At 61.9% G+C, this 17,165-nt stretch carries 15 protein-coding genes; 12 read left to right on the top strand and 3 right to left on the bottom strand.

Annotated features, from left to right (window positions below; genetic code table 11):
• Positions 1 to 31: 31 nt before the first annotated feature.
• From ACQG1K_RS24535 to ACQG1K_RS24525, 3 genes are read right to left on the bottom strand one after another with little or no spacing between them, the layout of a single operon-like run.
• On the bottom strand, positions 32 to 3,148 hold the full coding sequence (locus tag ACQG1K_RS24535) for an efflux RND transporter permease subunit (RefSeq protein ID WP_004883075.1): 3,117 nt from the start codon (positions 3,146 to 3,148) through the stop codon (positions 32 to 34).
• A gap of 22 nt (positions 3,149 to 3,170) precedes the next feature.
• A complete protein-coding gene (locus ACQG1K_RS24530) occupies positions 3,171 to 4,286 on the bottom strand; it encodes an efflux RND transporter periplasmic adaptor subunit (RefSeq protein ID WP_044256783.1) in 1,116 nt (371 codons plus the stop codon).
• Positions 4,287 to 4,336: 50 nt separating this feature from the next.
• Entirely contained in the window at positions 4,337 to 4,972 is a 636-nt protein-coding gene (locus ACQG1K_RS24525) for a TetR/AcrR family transcriptional regulator (protein ID WP_022652140.1), read from the bottom strand.
• A gap of 266 nt (positions 4,973 to 5,238) precedes the next feature.
• Between ACQG1K_RS24525 and ACQG1K_RS24520 the strand changes: the two genes are divergently transcribed.
• The 12 genes from ACQG1K_RS24520 (at position 5,239) to trbL (ending at position 17,158) form a co-directional block, all read left to right on the top strand.
• Positions 5,239 to 6,507 (top strand): efflux transporter outer membrane subunit, encoded by a 1,269-nt coding sequence (locus tag ACQG1K_RS24520; RefSeq protein WP_426760353.1) that lies wholly within the window; start codon positions 5,239 to 5,241, stop codon positions 6,505 to 6,507.
• Positions 6,508 to 6,581: 74 nt separating this feature from the next.
• Complete coding sequence (locus tag ACQG1K_RS24515) at positions 6,582 to 7,526, top strand: LysR family transcriptional regulator (RefSeq protein WP_004883081.1); 945 nt, start codon at positions 6,582 to 6,584, stop codon at positions 7,524 to 7,526.
• Positions 7,523 to 7,798 (top strand): EexN family lipoprotein, encoded by a 276-nt coding sequence (locus ACQG1K_RS24510; protein WP_004883082.1) that lies wholly within the window; start codon positions 7,523 to 7,525, stop codon positions 7,796 to 7,798. The genes ACQG1K_RS24515 and ACQG1K_RS24510 overlap by 4 nt, the downstream gene beginning before the upstream one ends.
• A 274-nt stretch (positions 7,799 to 8,072) precedes the next feature.
• Entirely contained in the window at positions 8,073 to 10,088 is a 2,016-nt protein-coding gene (locus ACQG1K_RS24505; protein ID WP_004883083.1) for a conjugal transfer protein TraG, read from the top strand.
• Entirely contained in the window at positions 10,085 to 10,549 is a 465-nt protein-coding gene (locus ACQG1K_RS24500) for a ribbon-helix-helix protein, CopG family (RefSeq protein WP_004883086.1), read from the top strand. Before ACQG1K_RS24505 ends, ACQG1K_RS24500 begins: the two co-directional genes overlap by 4 nt.
• The gene (trbB, locus tag ACQG1K_RS24495) at positions 10,546 to 11,613 is read left to right on the top strand and encodes a P-type conjugative transfer ATPase TrbB (protein ID WP_004883088.1); all 1,068 of its coding nucleotides are present in this window, start codon (positions 10,546 to 10,548) and stop codon (positions 11,611 to 11,613) included. The genes ACQG1K_RS24500 and trbB overlap by 4 nt, the downstream gene beginning before the upstream one ends.
• Before the next feature lie 5 nt (positions 11,614 to 11,618).
• The gene (locus ACQG1K_RS24490; RefSeq protein WP_425267603.1) at positions 11,619 to 11,993 is read left to right on the top strand and encodes a TrbC/VirB2 family protein; all 375 of its coding nucleotides are present in this window, start codon (positions 11,619 to 11,621) and stop codon (positions 11,991 to 11,993) included.
• Positions 11,990 to 12,262: a VirB3 family type IV secretion system protein gene (locus tag ACQG1K_RS24485; protein ID WP_004883097.1), complete on the top strand. Its 273-nt coding sequence runs from the start codon at positions 11,990 to 11,992 to the stop codon at positions 12,260 to 12,262. The genes ACQG1K_RS24490 and ACQG1K_RS24485 overlap by 4 nt, the downstream gene beginning before the upstream one ends.
• Before the next feature lie 11 nt (positions 12,263 to 12,273).
• Positions 12,274 to 14,724 (top strand): conjugal transfer protein TrbE, encoded by a 2,451-nt coding sequence (trbE, locus tag ACQG1K_RS24480; RefSeq protein WP_004883099.1) that lies wholly within the window; start codon positions 12,274 to 12,276, stop codon positions 14,722 to 14,724.
• Positions 14,721 to 15,458 carry a P-type conjugative transfer protein TrbJ gene (gene trbJ / locus ACQG1K_RS24475; RefSeq protein ID WP_004883101.1) on the top strand — a complete coding sequence of 246 codons (738 nt, stop codon included), beginning with the start codon at positions 14,721 to 14,723 and terminating at the stop codon, positions 15,456 to 15,458. Before trbE ends, trbJ begins: the two co-directional genes overlap by 4 nt.
• 12 nt (positions 15,459 to 15,470) lie before the next feature.
• Entirely contained in the window at positions 15,471 to 15,797 is a 327-nt protein-coding gene (locus ACQG1K_RS24470) for a hypothetical protein (protein WP_004883103.1), read from the top strand.
• Positions 15,794 to 17,158, top strand: a complete 1,365-nt coding sequence (trbL, locus tag ACQG1K_RS24465) for a P-type conjugative transfer protein TrbL (protein ID WP_004883106.1) — start codon at positions 15,794 to 15,796, stop codon at positions 17,156 to 17,158. Before ACQG1K_RS24470 ends, trbL begins: the two co-directional genes overlap by 4 nt.
• The last annotated feature ends 7 nt before the right edge of the window (positions 17,159 to 17,165 follow it).

Here is a 17,165-nt window from a genome sequence, read left to right as displayed (position 1 = left end):
GGGGAAGCGTGTGGACAGTTACGCTGAGGGATCAGACCGGTTGCACTGGTTGTTGTACCGCCTCGTGACTCCGTTTGCTGCCCGGCCACTTCATTCCGAACAGCACCTCGTAGAGCAACGGAATCAGGCCAAGCGTCACGAGCGTGCCAAGTGCGAGACCACCGATCATGCCGATGGCCATGCCCTTCCACAGCGGCCCCGCAAACAACATCAGGGGCACGAGACCCGCGATACAGGTCACCTTGGTCATCACGATTGGACGCAGCCGCTGCATCGCAGCTCCCACCAGGGCTTCATGTCGGGCGAGACCTTCCGAGAGGCCGTGTTCAATTTGTTCGAGCAGAAGAACGGCGTTGTTGACGATGATTCCGAACAGCGCAAGCACCCCGAATGTCGCCATGAAGCTGAAAGGAGTGCCTGTTGCCTTCAGTGCAATCACGACCCCAATCAACGTGAAGGGAATCGTTGCGAGAATCACGATCAGCTTGCGGAAGGAGTTGAACTGCCAGATGAATAGCAGCAACATCGCCAGAAGAGCGAACGGCATGTAGTGCGTGAGCGATGCATTCGATTCAGCCGATTCCTCAATTTCTCCACCAAGCTCTATGGCATAGCCTGCAGGTAGTTCAATTGCGGCGATCCGAGGTGCGAGGTGATCCACGATCTCTTGCGCGGTGTATGCGGTGTTCTGCCCCTGAACTGTGACTGTACGAATGAGATTGCGGCGCTGGATCACAGACGGCTCGCTAGCGAGCGTGACATCGGCCACTTGCGCCAGGGAAACCGGCTGGCCACCCGACGCTGGATAGATGGTCGTCGAACCAACGTCCGCAGTGCTGCGCCGATCATTGGACGTCCCGCGCATCACGATTGGCACGCTGGTATCGCCATCTCGGATCACAGAGATCGACTGGCCGATGTAGCGGGTGCCAAGCCAGGCAGCTATGTCGTCGGTGGTGACGCCAGCACGTCGCGCACGATCTTGATCGACCCGAACATCGAGACGGCCGACACGGGTATCCCAGTTGTTCTTGATGTTGGCCGTACCTGGCAGCTCCCGTAGCGCGGACTCAATTTTCGCCGCCGCATTCATCAGCACCTCATGATCCGGCCCACTGACCCGGTAGACGGCTGTGCCGGCTTCGGTAGTGCCTAGCGAGAACCGCTGAGGCTCTGCGCGTACATCTCCATGATGCTGCGCGAAGTAAGCCCGAGTTCGGGCAATCACGACGTCAATGTTGGTGCCTGCCTTGACCGTCACGACAAAGTACGCGATGTTCGATGCTGGCAATGGGGGATTGAGCCCAAGGATGAAGCGCGGCCCACCGTCAGCGACGTAGCCAATGTGATCCGTGATTTCGGGGTTGATTTCTTGATCACCGAGCCAGCCGCTCACTTCCTTCACTTTGGCAAGAGTGAGCCGTGAATCCGTTCCAGGGGCGAGCTGCACCGGTATTTGGAATTGAACTCGGTCGGACTTCGGCAAGAAGTCGTATGGCAGTGTCGTGAATCCGTACAGAGCTACGGCCAATGCACCCGTCATCACACCAACGTAGATCGCCTTGTGGTCAAGCACCCACTCAAGCAACTTGCGATAGCCGCGATAGAAGCGTGTGTTGTAGGTTTGCGCGTCATTCGCCGGTTGATGATGCACTTTGGTGAAGTGGTAGCACAGCAGTGGAGTGACGGTCAGACACAACAGCCAAGATCCGAGTAACGTGAGCGCGAGGACAATGACGAGAGAGCGCAGATACTCACTCGTCGCACTCTGGCCGAAGAAGAACGGGGAGAAGGCGATGACGATAACCAATGAGGACGTCAGCAGCGGCAGTGCGAGGGTACGACCCGCTTCGAGACAAGCCTGTTTGCGGTCTTCACCGGCTGCCAAGCGCCGTTCAATGTCTTCGGCAATCACGATGCCGTTGTCTACCAAGAGCCCCAAAGCGATGATGATGGCTGCCATCGAAACACTTTGCAGCTCGATGTTCAGCGCGCGCATCACGATCAGTGCCCCCAGAATGGTAAGCGGCACGATCATCCCGACGATGAATCCTGTGCGCCATCCCAGGAAAAGGACGACGACGCCGAGCACGATGACAATCGTTTCGATCATCACCTGGTTCATCTTGCCCATTTCACGTTTGACGACGTCTGCCTGGAATGTCACATAGGAGAGCTCGAAACCTGCGGGCAGAAGTTTCTCAAGCTCGGCCACACGGGATTTGAGGGCTACGCCGAATTGCTCCACGTTCTGGCCCGAGGTCATGGACACTGCCATCACTACGGCAGGCTGGCCCTTATAGACTGCAGCAGACTCGGGAGGATCTGCAGGTTGTACCTGCACGCGCGCAAGCTCTCCCAGTGAGATTGAAGGAGCAGGCGAAGCACCGCGCGCACCCTGAGCTTGCGCCATCATGATCGGCAACGCGCGCAGCGAAGCGGCGTCGCGAACCTCTCCACTAACAGCCAGCGAAGCGTTGATGCCACCGATGGCGATTTGCCCGCCTGAAAGCACGACGTTTTGTTTAACGAGTTGATCGATCACCCCTTGTGGGGTCAATCCAAGCTGGGCTAGTTTTGGTCGATCAAATTCGAGATAGACGCGCTCTTCCTGCAAGCCGTAGAAGCTGATGCGATCAACGCCGGGAAGCGCGTATAGGCGATCGCGCATCTCTTTCAACGACACACGCATTTCGCCCATGGAGTAGCCCGGCGCGGTCACCGCAATGGAGGCCACGGCAACACGGCCGAAGTCGTCGTTGACAAATGGCCCCAACGTACCCTGTGGAAGCAGAGGCTGAGCATCGGCAACCTTCGCGCGAACGCGCTGCCATATGGGGGCTAGGTCGGTGTACCGCTCCCAGATCGTGACCTGTATGACGGCCCCGCCCGCGCGAACGGTTGTGGTTACACGCTTGACCTCGGCCAGCTCCCGCAAACGCTCCTCGATCGGACGCGCGATCAACTGCTCAACACGTTCGGCTGGCATGCCAGGGTTCAGAACGGCAACAACCGCATCTCGAATCGTGACCGATGGCTCTTCCTGCGAAGGGAAATTGAGAAACGTGGCAATGCCGGCAACAAGAATGATGACCGCGGCAAGGTAGGTGAGTCTGCTGGCGCGCAGCGCCATTTCTGTGATCTTCATAGCGAAGTCTTCCTGTAGCGGGTCAGCGTCCGGCCAATTGGGTCGTGGCCTTGAGTGGGGTGACTTGTTGCTCGTTCGTCAGCCAACTCGCGCCAGCCGCGACTACCATCTCGCCGCGCTTCAGGCCGCCCACAACGCGAACGTTGTCGCCGCCTGGCTCGCTCTGGAATTGCACTTCCCGGCGGTGCACCTTCTTTCCGGTCACGTCATATACAAACACTGCGGCTTGTCCTGCTTTCTCACTGAGCACCAGTGCCGAATAGGGAAGCATCAGACGATCTGGTGAGGCATCCTTCGCTTCCGGTGCCTTCAGCAATACTTGAACGGCAGACCCGGGTCGAAGACTGCGCGCAAGAGTAGCATCTTGAGGAACGAGCACGACAGGTAAAAGTGAGCCATTTTCAGCACGCAAGCCGATGCGTTGTACCGAAGCACGAACGGGACTTGCTGACTCGCTCAGGCGCAGTTCGGCGACCTGCCCAATTTTGATATTTGCCGCCTGGGTCGTCGATGCAGTCGCAAGGACTTCTACGCCGCTGCGTAGTCCATCCACTTGAAGCACCGGCGCTCCGGCTGCAATATCTGTGAACGGCAGAGCGAGTTTCTCCGCGACGACGCCGTCGAATGGCGCATGAATGGCGGCCCCCCTTCGCGCACGCTCGGCAAGGCCGAATGCGGCCTTTGCATTGCGCACCTGGCCTTCAGCTGCAACCAACTGTGCTTTCACACTCTCGAATGCAGCCGGGGAGATTACGTTGCCCTCAAGCAGCCCCCTTTGCTGCGTTGTCTGCACGATTCTGTCTGCCAATGCGGCTTCCGCAGCAGCGAGTGTCGCCCGAGCCTGTTCTAGGCGGAGTTGCTCGGGCTGAACATCCAACTCAGCCAGAAGCTGTCCGCGAGAGAAGCGATCTCCCACGTCCACATGAAGCTTGCTGATACGCCCGCCAGTCTCGAACCCCAAGGTACTCCGCTCACTGGAGCGAGCTAGACCACTCAATTCAATGCGATTGGCCACAGAACCTACATCCCCCACCGTGAGCAGCTTGACCGCTCGCGGTGGATCGGAAGCAGGCTCCTTCTGACTATCACAGCCGGCAAGCGATGCGAGCAGAACAAACGCGAGGCCGACTTTCTGCATTTGCCAGGACTGGGATTTAAAGGGAGTGCAAGACACGGGAAGGCCTTTCATCAGCGTTTATCAATAGGGGTGAGTTCCAGTTCGCCGCGGGCGAGCGCCTGGAGGGTGTGCATGAGTCGAGAAAGGTCTTCGGCAGCAAACGTCGGAAAACCCATCATTTCGGCGAGGAAGACTCCGTCCAAGGCAAATAGAACGATTCCGGCGATATCGGTGCCGCGTGGAGATTTGCTCGCGTTCTCGTACTGCCTGCGGTACCAGCCGCGCACAGGCTCAAGCAGCGTGGGGTCTTCAGCCACGGCCGCCAGCAATGCAGCGCTCATCTTTTGCATCCCGCCGTCAGGCATAGCCGAGACCTGGCTGGATAGCCAAGGGTCTGGATCGCCGACGAATGGCAGCTCTCGCTCTTCCTGCCCGCCATCAAACGCCGAGACCTGGTCATCAATCATCGTGAGGAGCAGATCGCGCTTGGTCTTGAAGTGGTACAGGAACGCACCTTTGCTCATTCCTGCCCGTGCAACGACCGCGTCAAGCGTTAGGTGCCCGGCACCTCCCTCCATGACTACGTCACGCGCAGCTTGAAGGATGCGCTCCCGTGTTTGTTGCGCTTTCTTAGAGATGGAGGGGGCTTCAGCGCCGTTGTCCGCCGAATGCGACTCCTCTGGGCTTGATTTCATACGAGTTGCCATGGTGAAACTCCAAAGATGCTTGATTTTTGAATCGTCTGGACGGTATAGTACACGCCATGAACTATGCCCGTCAAGACGGCCTCCTCAATTCACAACCTAGTGGCTCAACATGTCCGATCCCTACGCCCGCCGCGGCCTTACTGCTGTTGCATTCCTATCGATCACGCTTCTCGCCGCGTGCAGCCACTCGCCTCACAGGGTGGAGACATCACGCGTTGAGGTTCCGGCCAAATTCATGAACGAAGCGGGTCTGGCTGTGCAAGCAGGTGCCAGCACAAGCACTCCCGGCCGAGTGGTGGACGGCGTACGGTGATCCGCTGATTGACGCGCTGGTGCGCAACGCGCTGGAGCACAACACCGATCTCGCTATTGCAAGAGCGCGGATTGATGAAGCTGTGGCGATCACCCGACGTACACGCGCTTCAATGTTCCCTAGCTTGGCGCTCACGCCCCAAGCAACGCGCGCGCGCGACTTTTCTTTGGCACCGACCATCAGCAGCGATGCCAGGCTTCCGCTGTCGGCTTCATGGGAAGTTGATCTAGCGGGCCGCCTCTCGCATGCCGCTGATGGCGCACGGATGGACGCAGTTGCTGTCGAACAGAACTGGTTCGCGACACGTTGGCAGATCGCCTTTGAGACAGTGTCCGCTGCACTGCAGCAGCGGCAGGCGGCAGAGCTGGAAGATCTGGCAAAAGAGCGACTTCAAGTCGCCGAGCGCCTTGAGCGTCTGACAGAGCAGAAGTTCAAGGCAGGTCAAGCTACGGGCTTTGACATTGAACGCACGCGTTCCGAGGTCATCGCCCTCCGGGTGGAGCAAGAGCAGTTGCGACGCGTACGCGGCGAAGCAACGCATGCCTTGGATGTGCTCGTTGGCCGGATTCCGGGGGCGCTTGGCAGCGGTCCTGCGCTTGCCTCTCTCACCATGCCCGATTGGACTCCCAGAAGCGTGCCAGGCGAATTGCTGCAGCAGCGCCCCGACGTCAGAGCCGCGCAGGCGCGTCTTGCAGCGGCGACGGCGCGATGGAACGCAGCAGAAGGCGAGCGGCTCCCCAAACTTGTGCTCGATTTGAGTGGTGGGCGCCAACGCTTCGAGAACAACGGAACACGTGTGGCAGGGAACATTTTCTCTCTGGGCTTGGGTGTGACGCTTCCGATCTTTGACGGTGGAGCAATACAAGCGGGAATCGACGAGGGCTCAGCACGCAGTCGCGGCGCACAGGCTGACCTGGAACGCACGGTTTTGCTTGCGCTTCAGGATGTGGAGAACGCTTATCTGGGCTGGCAGACCCAGCGGACTTCTCTGCAGTATCAGGTCGATGGTCTTGTCGTCGCTGATCGACTCCTTGACCGCAGTCGACGCCTCTTTGAGGCGGGACAGGTGGATGCGACCGTTGTTGCAGAAGCGGAGCGTGGCACCTTGTCCCAGCGAGCGGCTCTGGTCCGTGCTCGCGCCGACGCAGCCGTGCAATGGGGTGTTCTCGCTAAAGCGCTTTCTGGTTCGCCAGAGCATGTGAATCTGCAATCTTCACCCTGAGTCCTTGAGTTGGAAGAACGCAGCATGGCAGCGAGTTTTAAATACTGAATAGATCGACGATTAGTAGGGGACGCATGGAAATTCGACATCTACGTTGTTTTATGGCGCTCGCCGAGGAACTTCACTTCGCTCGCGCCGCTGCGAAACTGCATATTGAGCAGTCCCCACTGTCTCGCACGATCAAAGAACTCGAAGAGGAGTTAGGAGCACAGCTCTTTATTCGGAACACGAGAAGCACGCGTTTGACACGAGCTGGGTTGATGCTCATGGAGCACGCACCTCGGGTGTTCGCATCCTTGCAACAGGCGCGGGACTGCGTGAAGGCAGCAAAAAATGGCTTTCATGGACAACTCCGCGTCGCCTTGTCAGACGGCGCAACACTACTGTGCTTACCAGCCCTATTGGCGTTGTGTCGCGAGGAGGAGCCCGAGGTTGAGATTCGCTTTTTTGAGGTGCCACTATCCCAACAAATCAAAGGATTGCACGACGACCTGTATGACGTCGGCTTTGCACAGTCCGACGACGTAGGTGATGGAATCGTCGCACTTCCCGCGTGGACTGACACGCTTATGGTGGCGCTGCCAGCTCGGCATCCGTTGCTGGCTCTTAAGCGAATTCCATTGGATGAACTGCTGCGCTACCCGCTAGTGCTATCTGATCCTCAAGTGTGCGAGGGCCACGCCAAGCACATTGAGCGAGTACTTAGCCGGGCTGAAATGCAGCCTCTAGTTGCCGAGCGGGTTACCACTTTCGACCTGATGATGGCGTTGGTATCTGCCGGTTTTGCACTCGGACTTACAGGGGCTGCACACATTGCAGCCTCCCGAGAGCCAGGAGTCGTGGCGAGGCCGCTTTCGACACGCGTACCACCTTTGACGACCTATCTACTCAGACTTGAAGGCGATCCGTTTGACGAGCTTGCGCGCTTCATTCAGCGAGTACAGGCCATCGAATTGCCAGAGTTTCTCAGGTCAACAAAAAGCCGAAATCCCGATCTTCCGGAGGAATTGATGCCATGAGACTCGCCATCACGCTCGTCGCTGCAATGCTAGTCGCATGCGGTCAATCTGATAAACCGCACAAAGCCACTAGTGCAGAAAAGAAAACCCCGACAGTAGAAGAGCTGGTGGCAGACCCGGAACAGCTCAAGAAGTTGCGCCAGCAATGCAAGACGGATCGGCCTACTTTGGGCGAACTGCTTTGCAACCGGGTAGCGGAGGCAACACGTAAGCGGTTCTACGGTGACGGAAAAACGCCATACACACCGCCCAAAGAATCCCCCAAATTCTGAAATTCAGCAATTCAGCAATTCAGCAATTCAGCAATTCAGCAATTCAGCAATTCGCTAGTCTGCCTGAATCTTCTGTTCGGCACGCTGATATTCGCCGGCGCTTACGGAGTCACTCCCTGGCTAGACACAGCGCGAATTCATTCTTTCTTATCGACCTTTCTGCCCCAAACGGTCTTTGACCGGCACTAAGCCAGCACCGATCCTGACGCCTGCGGCACATTTCTAAGCCGCGTTTCCCAAGGGAATCAGCGTAGGAGAGATTGGAGGCGGGGCTATGCAAGGTACGAATGTGCTGTTCGGTCAGATAGCCGTGGTATTCGGCATCGTGATCGCGGGTGTGTGGGGCGCCACACAATGGACGGCAGCAGCCCTTGGCTATCAGGTACGCCTTGGCTCCCCCTGGTTTGATTTCCTCGGCACACCGATCTACCTCCCGTGGAAGCTGTTTGAGTGGTGGTTCTTCTTCGATGCCTACGCGCCACGCGTTTTCGACACGGGCGGTGCCATAGCGGGTGGCAGTGGCTTGCTGGCGGTGGTGGTCGCAGTCTGCATGTCGATCTGGCGCTCTCGTCAATCACGCCTAGTCACGACCTATGGCTCGGCACGCTGGGCAAGTACGGAGGACATTCGCAAAGCCGGCCTTACGCAGCCGATCGGCGTGTTCCTCGGTCAGCACGATGGCAAGTACCTTCGGCATGAAGGCCCGGAACACATCCTCACTTTCGCGCCCACGCGCTCAGGCAAAGGCGTCGGCCTTGTGGTGCCGACGCTGCTTTCTTGGCCTGCATCCGCCGTAGTCCACGACATCAAGGGCGAGAATTGGCAGATCACCGCAGGTTGGCGCTCACGCTACTCACACTGCCTGCTGTTCAATCCGACCGATGCGAAGTCGGCGGCCTACAACCCGCTGCTAGAAGTTCGGCGCGGCGCACATGAAGTGCGTGACGTACAGAACATAGCCGACATTCTGGTCGATCCAGAAGGCGCGCTTGAGAAGCGCAACCATTGGGAGAAGACTTCGCACGCGCTGCTGGTCGGGGCCATCCTGCATGTGCTCTACGCGGGCGAGGACAAGACGCTGCGCGGCGTCGCCAATTTCCTCTCCGATCCGGCCAGCCCCTTCGAGCTGACCTTGCACCGGATGATGACCACACAGCACCTCGTGAACGTGGAAGGTGGTGGCCCGCATCCAGTCGTCGCTTCGGCGGCGCGCGAAGTGCTCAACAAGTCGGACAACGAGCGTTCCGGCGTGTTGAGCACCGCCATGTCGTTCCTGGGCCTCTACCGCGACCCCACGGTGGCCGAAGTCACCTCGCGCTGCGACTGGCGTATCGCCGACCTGATCGCGTCCGAGCATCCGGTGTCGCTTTATCTGGTAGTGCCACCTTCGGATATTTCGCGGACGAAACCGCTCATTCGCCTGATCCTCAACCAGATCGGCCGACGGCTCACCGAATCGCTCGACGGCAGCGACGGCATCGAACGCCGCCACAAGCTGCTGCTGATGCTCGATGAGTTCCCGGCGCTGGGCCGCCTGGACTTCTTCGAGACGGCGCTTGCCTTCATGGCGGGCTACGGAATCCGCAGTTTTCTTATCGCCCAATCGCTCAACCAGATCGACAAAGCCTACGGCCAGAACCATTCGATTCTGGATAACTGCCATGTCCGCGTGACGTTCGCCACCAACGATGAACGCACTGCGAAACGGATCTCCGAAACGCTTGGCACCGCTACCGAACTGCGCGCGCAGCGCAACTATGCCGGGCACAGATTGGCACCGTGGCTGGGGCACCTCATGGTGTCGCGGCAGGAGACGGCCCGCCCGCTACTGACGCCCGGTGAAGTGATGCAGCTTCCGACTGAGGAAGCTGTGGTGATGGTGTCCAGCGTGGCACCGATCAAGGCCAAGAAGCTGCGCTACTACGCCGACGCGAATTTCAAGAACCGCGTTTTACCGCCGCCTGTGCTCGCGGCCGGGCAATACGCGGACGCGCCACCGGCCCGGCCCGACGACTGGAGCGGCCTATCGATCCCAGCCGTGTCAACGGTCCGGGCTGCGGGCCTGTCCGGCGATGGCACAGGCACCGCCGATGACGGCGGCCCACGCCGACAGCCGGAGCTATCCGAAGTCAGCGAATACAGCCCCGAACCGCTGCTCGCCGGCCATGACCTGACTCTGCTCGATGACGACGACGACCTGCCGCTGCCGCTTCCCGGCCAGCTCGACCCGGCCATGCAGCGCACGGCCCGGCTGGCTTCCCTCGACCCCAACGACGGAATCGACTTATGAGCCAATACCGCCTCAATCTGTTCATTCAGCCCGAGCACGCCAAGCGTCTCGAAGAACTGGCCGCCAAGAAAGGCGTGTCCAAGTCGTCCATTGTCGCGGCGGCGCTCGCGTCGTGGCTATCGCCCGATGCTGGCGACCAGCGCGAGGCGGCCATCGCCAAGCGGCTCGATCGCCTGTCGCGGCAGGCCGAGCGCATGGAGCGCGACCAGAACATCCAGATCGAAACACTGGCGCTGTTCATCCGCTACTTCCTGACCGTCAGCACCCCGATTCCCGAAGCCCATCAGGACGCAGCTCGCGCCCAAGGCAAAGCGCGTTTCGAGCAATTCGTGGAGCGGCTCGGCCGCCACCTGCTGCGTGGCCGCAGCCTGGTGCGCGACGTTGTGGAAGAACTGCACCCAGACCCGGCGCGAATGGATGACGCGGAGGCACTGGCTGAAGCGCAGGAGCGTGCCTCATGAGCGCCATTCCGCAAACCCCGCCCGAACTCTCATCCGCCGCAACCTCTCTGGATCGCCGTATCCAGATGCTGCGCACGGCAATGGGGCCAGTCATCGCCGCTGCGCTGGCCGACCCCGACGTGGTGGAAATCATGCTCAACCCCGACCGCACCCTATGGGTGGATCGGTTGTCATCGGGCCGCATGCCGCTGGGCGTGGAGCTGTCCCAAGACGATGGCGAACGCATCATCCGGCTGGTGGCTGCGCACGTCGGCGCAGAGGTGCATCGCGGGCGGCCGCTGCTGACCGCCGAGCTGCCCGAAACCGGCGAGCGGTTCGAGGGCATCTTGCCGCCCGCAGCGCCCGGCCCAGCCTTCGCGCTGCGCAAGCGCGCCGTGAGCATCATCGGGCTGGATCGCTATGTGGCCGACGGCATCTTGACCACAGGCCAGGCCGAGTTCCTGCGCCGCGCCGTGCGTGAGCGCCAGAACATCCTGATCGCCGGGGCGACGAGCAGCGGCAAAACCACACTCGCCAATGCCTTGCTTGCGGAGATCGCCGCCACGGGCGACCGCGTGCTTGTGCTCGAAGACACCATCGAGCTGCAATGCGCAGCCCGCGACCATGTGCCGCTGCGCACCCGCGCTGGCGTCGTGTCTATGACCGAGCTGGTGCGGGCCACGATGCGCCTGCGCCCCGACCGCGTGATCGTCGGCGAGGTACGCGGCGGCGAAGCCCTGGACTTGGTTAAGGTGTGGGGCACCGGCCACCCCGGCGGCATCGCCACCATCCACGCCGGTTCCGCGCTGGGCGCGCTGCTGCGCCTCGAACAGTTGATTCTTGAAGTGGCGGTGAACCCACCGCGTGCGCTGATCGCCGAGGCGGTCAACGTCGTGATCCACATCGCCGGGCGTGGCCGCAAGCGCCGCGTCGAAAGCATCGCCCGTGTCGTCGGTTTCGACGGCACCGGCTATCGCCTGGCGGACGCGCTGGAAACACCGTTTCCCGAGCTGATGCCGGTTCCTCTCGCAGCCGATGCCGCTGCGCCTTCCTCGTCCCTTGACCTACCTGGAGAACTGCCATGACGCAGATGCACGTTCACGCTTTCCGTAATTCCGTAAATCCGGTTTCAACCATCGCACGCCTGCGGCGGCTGGCCGGCCCCGCGCACCACGGCCTGCTGCTGGCCGCAGTCATGCTGATGACGGCGGGCACGGCGAAGGCATCCGGCTCCTCGATGCCGTGGGAAGGCCCGCTGCAATCCATTCTGGAGTCGATTCAGGGGCCGGTGGCACGCATCGTCGCGGTCATCATCATCATCGCCACGGGCCTCGCGCTCGCCTTCGGCGACACGTCGGGCGGCTTTCGCAAGCTGATCCAGATCGTGTTCGGTTTGAGCATCGCGTTCGCCGCGTCCTCGTTCTTCCTGTCGTTCTTCAGCTTCTCCGGCGGGGCTGTCGTATGAGTGGCCCGGATAGCTTCGCGGCCGGCTTCGAGGTGCCGCTACATCGCTCGCTGACCGAGCCGCTCTTGATGGGCGGCGCACCGCGCACGGTGGCGATTGCCAACGGCACGCTAGCCGCTGCCGTCGGGCTGGGCCTGCAACTCTGGATTCCTGGCGTAGTGCTCTGGATCGTCGGTCACTCGCTGGCCGTGTGGGGCGCGAGGGTCGATCCGCAGTTCATGCAGGTCTTCGCCCGGCACATCAAGCACAAGCCGCTGCTGGACGTGTAGGAGACGCCGCCATGCTTAACCTTGCCGAATACCGCCAGCGGCCCGCCTTGCTGGCCGACTGGCTTCCCTGGGCTGGGCTGATCGCGCCGGGCGTGGTGCTGAACAAGGATGGCTCGTTTCAGCGCACGGCGCGCTTTCGCGGGCCTGATCTGGACAGCGCCACGCAGGGCGAATTGATCGCCACGACGGCACGGCTAAACAACGCGTTGCGCCGGCTGGGTTCGGGCTGGGCGCTGTTCGTGGAAGCCGAGCGCCAGTCGGCCGCGGACTATCCGCATTCCGACTTTCCCGAACCGCTGTCCTGGCTGGTGGACGAAGAACGCCGCGCTGCCTTTGAGGAATCGGGGAACCACTACGAAAGCAGCTATCACCTGACGCTAGCCTATCTGCCGCCGGAGGAATCCCGCGCTCGTGCAGCCAAGCTGCTCTACGAGCACGCGCCGGGCGATGGTGTGGACTGGCGCGGTCGGCTTGACGCCTTCCTGGCAGAAACGGATCGGGTTTTCGACCTGCTCGATGGCGTGATGCCAGAAATCGTCTGGTTGGACGATGCCGCGACGCTGACTTATCTTCACGCCACGGTGTCCACGCGGCGCTACCGGCTGGCCGTGCCCGAGGTGCCTTTCCACCTCGACGCACTGCTGGCCGATTCCGCCCTAGTCGGCGGCCTTGCGCCCATGCTGGGTGACCAGCATCTGCGCGTGGTGTCGGTGCGGGGCTTTCCGACCTCGACCTGGCCGGGCCTGCTGGACGACCTCAATCGCCTGGGCTTTGCCTATCGCTGGAGTACCCGGTTTCTCTGCCTCGATAAAGCCGAGGCGGAAAAGGAGCTGGGCCGCCTGCGTCGCCAGTGGTTTGCGAAACGGAAGAATGTCATTGCGCTACTGCGCGAAACCATCTTCCAGCAGGAATCGCCGCTGGTGGACACGGATGCCAGCAACAAGGCGGCCGACGCGGATGCCGCCTTGCAAGAGCTTGGCAGCGATCAAGTCGCCTTCGGCTACCTCACCGCCACGGTGACGGTGTTCGATGACGACCCTGCCGTAGCCGACGAAAAGCTGCGCATGGTGGAACGTGTCATCCAAGGACGTGGCTTCGTCACCATCCCCGAAACCTTAAATGCAGTCGATGCGTGGCTGTCGTCCATACCAGGCAATGCCTATGCCAACGTGCGCCAGCCCATCGTCTCGACGCTGAATCTGGCGCACATGATGCCGGTGTCCGCCGTGTGGGCTGGGCCGGAGAAAAACGCCCATCTCGACGGCCCGCCGCTGATCGTCACGCGCACGGATGGCGCGACGCCGTTCCGGCTGGTGACGCACATCGGCGACGTGGGGCATACGCTGGTCGCGGGGCCGACGGGCATGGGAAAATCTGTCCTGCTGGCGATGCTCGCCTTGCAGTTCCGCCGCTATGGCGGCTCGCGCATCTTCGCCTTCGACATGGGGCGATCCATGCGGGCGACGGTGCTGGGCCTGGGCGGCGAACACTACGACCTCGGCGCGGACGGCGCCATTGCCTTTCAGCCCTTGGCCCGTATCGACAGCGAAGGCTATCGCACCTGGGCCGCCGAGTGGATCGAAGGCCGCCTGCTGCATGAAGGCGTGACCGTCGGCCCCGACGAGAAAGCCGCCATTTGGTCGGCGCTCGGCAGCCTCGCTGGTGCGCCGGTGGAGCAGCGCACGATGACCGGGCTTTCGGTGCTGCTGCAATCGAACGCGCTGCGGCAGGCATTGTCGCCGTATGTGCTGGGCGGCGCGCACGGCAAGCTACTGGATGCCGACCGCGACCGGCTCGGCAGCGGCGACGTGCAGGGCTTTGAGATGGAAGAGCTAATGCACAGCCCCGCCGCCGTGCAAGCGGTGCTGCGCTACTTGTTCGCCCGCTTCGATGCACGTTTCGACGGTGCTCCCACGCTGCTGATTCTCGATGAAGCCTGGCTATTCCTTGATGAACCGTCCTTCGCGGCACGCATCCGGCAATGGTTGAAAACTCTGCGCAAGAAAAACGTGTCGGTGATCTTCGCCACGCAGTCGCTTGCCGACATCAAGGATTCGACCATCGCGCCCGCGATCATCGAAAGCTGCGCGAGCCGGATTTTCTTGCCCAACCCGCAGGCGACCGAGCCGCAGATTCGCACGGTCTACGAGGGCTTTGGCCTCAACAGTCGGCAAATCGAAATCGTCGCCACCGCGCAGCCCAAGCGCGACTACTACTACCAATCGCGCCTGGGCAATCGTCTGTTCGACCTCGACCTGGGGCCAGCCGCGCTCGCCTTCTCGGGCGCATCCACACCGCAAGACCAACGCGACATTGACCGAGTGCTGACGCAGGCCGGCGCTCCCGGCTTCGCCGGTGCGTGGCTACGCCATCGCGGCCTCGATTGGGCCGCCGACCTGCTGCCGTCCTCGCCGTCGGCGGCTTCTTTCCTCGCTACTCAACCCCTGGAGATTTCGCCATGAAGACCCGTGTACTTTCCGTTTCGCTCGCCGCCGCGCTGGCCGGCTCGCTGATGCTCGCTCAGCCAGCGGCGGCGCTCACTTTCGTTGATCCCGTCAACTTGGTGCAGAACACGCTGACTGCCATCCGCACGCTGGAGCAGATCAACAACCAGATCAACCAGCTCCAGAACGAAGCGCAGATGTTGATGAACCAGGCGCGCAACCTGGCGAATCTCGACTTCAACATCGTCAACCGGCTGCGCTCGACGCTCGCCACGACTGAACGCCTGATTGCCGAGGCGCAAGGGCTGGCCTACGACGTGCAGAGCATGGATGCCACGTTCTCGCGCCTGTACCCGGAGCAGTACGCCGCCACCATCAGCGGCGACCGCATGGCACAGGACGCACGCGAACGCTGGAAGAACACGCTCGACGGCCTGCACACCGCGATGCGGATGCAGGCGCAGGTGTCGCAGAACCTGACGCAAGACGAAAGCGCGCTGGCCGACCTCGTGAGCCAAAGCCAATCGGCCACGGGTGCGCTGCAAGCGATGCAGGCAACGAACCAGCTTCTCGCCTTGCAGGCCAAGCAGTCCATCCAGGCCCAGCAGCTCCAGATCACACAAGACAGGGCGGCCTCGCTGGAGCTGGCGCGGCAGGCAGCGGCCACCGAGCGCGCCCGCGAAGTGCGGCGGCGCTTCCTGGGCACCGGCACGCCGTACACACCGCAGTCCGTCAACTTCTACAACAACTGACGGGAGGCGGCCATGCGATGCGTTCCTGTCCTGCTGGCCGTGCTGCTGACCGCATGCGGCCAGCAGCCGGCTGAAGACCTGACCGCCACCTTGGCCGCCGATCCCGTGCGGCTCAAGGCGCTGCGCGCCCAATGCGCAGCCGACCGGCAAACCGCAGGCGAAGACACCTGTCGCGCCGCTGCCGAAGCCTTCCGGCGGCGCTTCTTCACCGGCCAGACTGGGCCGGACGAATACCGGACGCTGGCAGAACTGCCGCCGATTCCGGCGAGTTTCGACACGCCAACCGACGACGCGCCGGAAGGTGATGCGTCGCTCGCCGCTGCGGAGGACACGCCATGAACGACGTAACGATCATCGACAGATTCCTCGATACCTTCTCGCGCTACATCGACTCCGGTTTCGGTCTGCTGCAAGGCGAAGTCGCGTTCCTGACGGCCACTCTCATTGTCATCGACATGACCATTGCCGGTCTGTATTGGGCCATGAGCCATGCGACCGGCCAGGGCGAGGACGTGATCGCCAAGCTGCTGCGCAAGGTGCTTTACGTCGGTGCCTTCGCCTACATCATCGGTAACTTCAATTGGCTGTCGAGCATCGTGTTCCGCTCGTTCGCCGGGCTAGGCATCACCGCCACTGGCTCGGCCATAACGATGGAGAACTTCTTGCAGCCGGGTCGGCTTGCCAAGACCGGCATCGACGCCGCTGCGCCGATCCTCGACCAGATCGGTGACATGGCCGGCTTCCCCGAAGTGTTCGTGAACCTCGACCCCATCGTGGTGCTGTTCATCGCTTGGCTGGTGGTGATCCTCTGTTTCTTCGTGCTCGCGGTTCAGCTTTTCATCACGTTGATCGAGTTCAAGCTGACCACGCTTGCCGGCTTCGTCTTGATCCCGTTTGCGCTCTGGAACAAAACCTCGTTCCTCGCGGAAAAGGTGCTCGGCAATGTGGTTTCGTCAGGCATCAAGGTCTTGGTGCTGGCGGTAATCGTCGGCATCGGCTCGGGCCTGTTCGCGGAGTTCCAGGTTCATCCCGACGAGCCTTCCATCGACCATGCGCTTGTCGTGATGCTGGCTTCGCTTGCCTTGCTGGCGCTGGGCATCTTCGGCCCCGGCATCGCCACGGGCCTTGTGTCCGGTGCGCCGCAGCTCGGCGCGGGTGCGATGGCGGGCGCTGCCGTCGGCGCGGTAGGCACGGGTGTTGCCATCGGTGCCGCCGCGACCGGCGTGGGCGGTGCCGTCATGGCGGGCGCACGCATGGCCCCGGCCGCCGCAAAGCTGGCCGGGAGCGGCGCACGCGCCGCCACGTCGGCGGCCAGCAGCGCCAAGTCCGCATTCCAGGCCGGTTCCGCCGCTGCGGGCGGCGGGGCTAAAGGCGCGGCTGCGGGCCTCGGCAATGTCGCCAAGACCGGCGCGCAAGCGGCAGGCCGCCGAGCTGCATCGGGCGCTTCCGCTGCCGGTCAGAAGGTGGCCGACTCCTTCCGGGCAGGATGGAACGGTGCGGATGTCGGCGCTGCCGGTTCCGGCCAGGCCGCCGCAGGCGAAGGCGCAGCCAGCGCGCCGAAGCAAGAGCAACCCGCCTGGGCAAAGCGGATGCACCGCCGCCAGCAGATCACCCATGCCGCAACCACCGCAGCCCACACGCTGCGCAGTGGCGACGGCGGCGGCTCAGGGCAAGGCCCAAGCCTGCGCCCCGATGCGTGACCCGATA

Source organism: Enterobacter cloacae complex sp. 402C9, from assembly GCF_050030745.1.
Lineage (GTDB): Bacteria > Pseudomonadota > Gammaproteobacteria > Enterobacterales > Enterobacteriaceae > Enterobacter > Enterobacter intestinihominis.
This window is presented reverse-complemented; position numbering and strand designations above follow the sequence as displayed.

Coding starts and splice junctions, on each gene's coding strand:
- ACQG1K_RS24535 (WP_004883075.1), bottom strand. CDS start 3,148: ATGAAGATCACAGAAATGGCGCTGCGCGCCAGCAGACTCACCTACCTT.
- ACQG1K_RS24530 (WP_044256783.1), bottom strand. CDS start 4,286: ATGCAGAAAGTCGGCCTCGCGTTTGTTCTGCTCGCATCGCTTGCCGGC.
- ACQG1K_RS24525 (WP_022652140.1), bottom strand. CDS start 4,972: ATGGCAACTCGTATGAAATCAAGCCCAGAGGAGTCGCATTCGGCGGAC.
- ACQG1K_RS24515 (WP_004883081.1), top strand. CDS start 6,582: ATGGAAATTCGACATCTACGTTGTTTTATGGCGCTCGCCGAGGAACTT.
- ACQG1K_RS24510 (WP_004883082.1), top strand. CDS start 7,523: ATGAGACTCGCCATCACGCTCGTCGCTGCAATGCTAGTCGCATGCGGT.
- ACQG1K_RS24505 (WP_004883083.1), top strand. CDS start 8,073: ATGCAAGGTACGAATGTGCTGTTCGGTCAGATAGCCGTGGTATTCGGC.
- ACQG1K_RS24500 (WP_004883086.1), top strand. CDS start 10,085: ATGAGCCAATACCGCCTCAATCTGTTCATTCAGCCCGAGCACGCCAAG.
- trbB (WP_004883088.1), top strand. CDS start 10,546: ATGAGCGCCATTCCGCAAACCCCGCCCGAACTCTCATCCGCCGCAACC.
- ACQG1K_RS24490 (WP_425267603.1), top strand. CDS start 11,619: ATGCACGTTCACGCTTTCCGTAATTCCGTAAATCCGGTTTCAACCATC.
- ACQG1K_RS24485 (WP_004883097.1), top strand. CDS start 11,990: ATGAGTGGCCCGGATAGCTTCGCGGCCGGCTTCGAGGTGCCGCTACAT.
- trbE (WP_004883099.1), top strand. CDS start 12,274: ATGCTTAACCTTGCCGAATACCGCCAGCGGCCCGCCTTGCTGGCCGAC.
- trbJ (WP_004883101.1), top strand. CDS start 14,721: ATGAAGACCCGTGTACTTTCCGTTTCGCTCGCCGCCGCGCTGGCCGGC.
- ACQG1K_RS24470 (WP_004883103.1), top strand. CDS start 15,471: ATGCGATGCGTTCCTGTCCTGCTGGCCGTGCTGCTGACCGCATGCGGC.
- trbL (WP_004883106.1), top strand. CDS start 15,794: ATGAACGACGTAACGATCATCGACAGATTCCTCGATACCTTCTCGCGC.